Origin of the sequence: Nonomuraea sp. NPDC050643, assembly GCF_040654715.1 — a bacterium.
Taxonomy (GTDB): Bacteria; Actinomycetota; Actinomycetes; order Streptosporangiales; family Streptosporangiaceae; genus Nonomuraea.
In genome coordinates, this window is sequence record NZ_JBFAIM010000175.1 from 1 (window position 1) to 1,844 (window position 1,844).

Genomic DNA, 1,844 nt, shown 5'->3' on the forward strand with positions numbered 1-1,844 from the left:
CTGCTTACCCGTCACGACCATAAAATACAGTTTTCTTAACTGCTTTATCAGTCATTGCATAATAATTACTTAAATCATCTTCAAAATCAAAAGCTAAATCTATTCTTGTAAAACCGTCATCTTCCATGTAGTTGATAATGTTTTGTTTTAACCAAAGCATTTCTTCATGCGTAAGTTTATTCGGATTAAATTCAACACGCATATTACGTCTATCCCATGTATCTGCTTTTACTTTGTCGTATTCGATATAAACTTTTTCCTGCAGTGCTTTAGCTTTAAATTTCGTTTGTAGTATATCCCAAAGTCGAATTTGTGGTTCGATACTCATAAATGACGATAGCTTTTGAGCGTTGTCACGACTGAGATTTCCAACTATTGTCATAGCGTCAAAACTTAATTTAGGATTTTGTGGGTGCACAGAATGCACTCCTAACCGGCTATTAGAGTATCCGGTTGAGGTGTAATTTGTAACTTCTTGTAATGTGCTTTGCTTTGAATGAATTTCTTGCTCTTTTCTACTCATAAAAAATCGACTCCTTAATTTAATTTAAGAAGTCGCCCACCCGAATATTTATCTTGATGTATATTTAAATATCGTTTAGTATTTAAATATACAAATTCATAAAAAACAACTCATGTTTTCTTTTTGGATTGTCGTTCACAAACTTTGGTCGGTGGGTGAGCGACTTCTTTTTATTTGTTTATTAATATAACACTATCAAAAGGCTTGGTCTAATCAGATCAAGTCTTTTTTAGTACCAAAACTTATTACATAATCAAAAATTAATTTTCTTTAGATAATTTATATTGCTTGTAAGCATAATAAACTATAAATGACTGTACTACTACTTGTGCAAAAGATAATGCTATACGAATGCTTTTCTTAGTTTTCTCACTCATTTTCTTCAACTCCTTTTGTTGCTTTATTCCAATTGCTTTATTGACGTTGAGCCTCGGAACCCTTAACAATCCCAAAACTTGTCGAATGGTCGGCTTAATAGCTCACGCTATGCCGACATTCGTCTCCAAGTTTAGTTAAGGGTTCTTCTCAACATCAATAAATTTTCTCGGCATAAATGCGTGTCTTATTATTTATTTTTATTCACTTTAAATAAAAAACGTCCCAAGTATGCTACATAATAATACTTAAGACGTTTTAATTTTTATTTAGTTTTTATCTCCTTTAACTTTATCAATCAAGTCATTAGCTTTATCTTTAACATCATCTACTACTTCTTTGGCTTTACCAGAAGCTTTATCTCCTTTACCTTCTGCTTTTAAATCCTTATTATCAGTAGCATCTCCAATAGTCTCTTTGATATTTCCTTTTGCTTGTTCGAATTTTTCTTCGCTCATTTTCTATTCCTCCTAAATAATCAATGTCTACAATACAATTCTATTATTCAAATACCCTTTTTAAAAGTGAAATCATATCCTTTTTTATCCCATGCATTAAACCTTGTATTATCCCATGTATACAAAATGATTTATGTATTACTCCTTTTCATTTAGAATATCAAAAACTATCCTACAGATAGACTACTCAAAAAATGAGTAGTCTTTTTATTTTGCATTTTAAGCCCTTTCTAGGACATTTAATCATTCCACGTATAAAAATGACTAAAAACTTTTTTTGTTCAACAGAGAGGCTATAAATCATTTTAAAATTTATTTCTCAACACTTTCAGAAAAAAATATGTTTTTTTATTTTAATTATCCTTCTCAATAAAAAGCTAAAACCTGAAAAAAATAGGTGTATAATGTAACTTTTATATTTTAAAATATTTTAAAAGAGCATAAGAGGAATCCTACACAGAAATGTCTCCGTATGTAGCCATTCGGTA

1 protein-coding gene and 1 pseudogene are annotated in these 1,844 nt (G+C 30.2%); both read right to left on the minus strand.

The features are described 5' to 3' along the window. Positions 1-7: 7 nt before the first annotated feature. Positions 8-523: pseudogene (locus tag AB0I15_RS66780) on the minus strand (replication initiation protein); the annotation flags it as partial. A gap of 644 nt (positions 524-1,167) precedes the next feature. Beyond that, positions 1,168-1,356, minus strand: a complete 189-nt coding sequence (locus AB0I15_RS66785; protein WP_002440614.1) for a CsbD family protein — start codon at positions 1,354-1,356, stop codon at positions 1,168-1,170. Positions 1,357-1,844 lie beyond the last annotated feature (488 nt).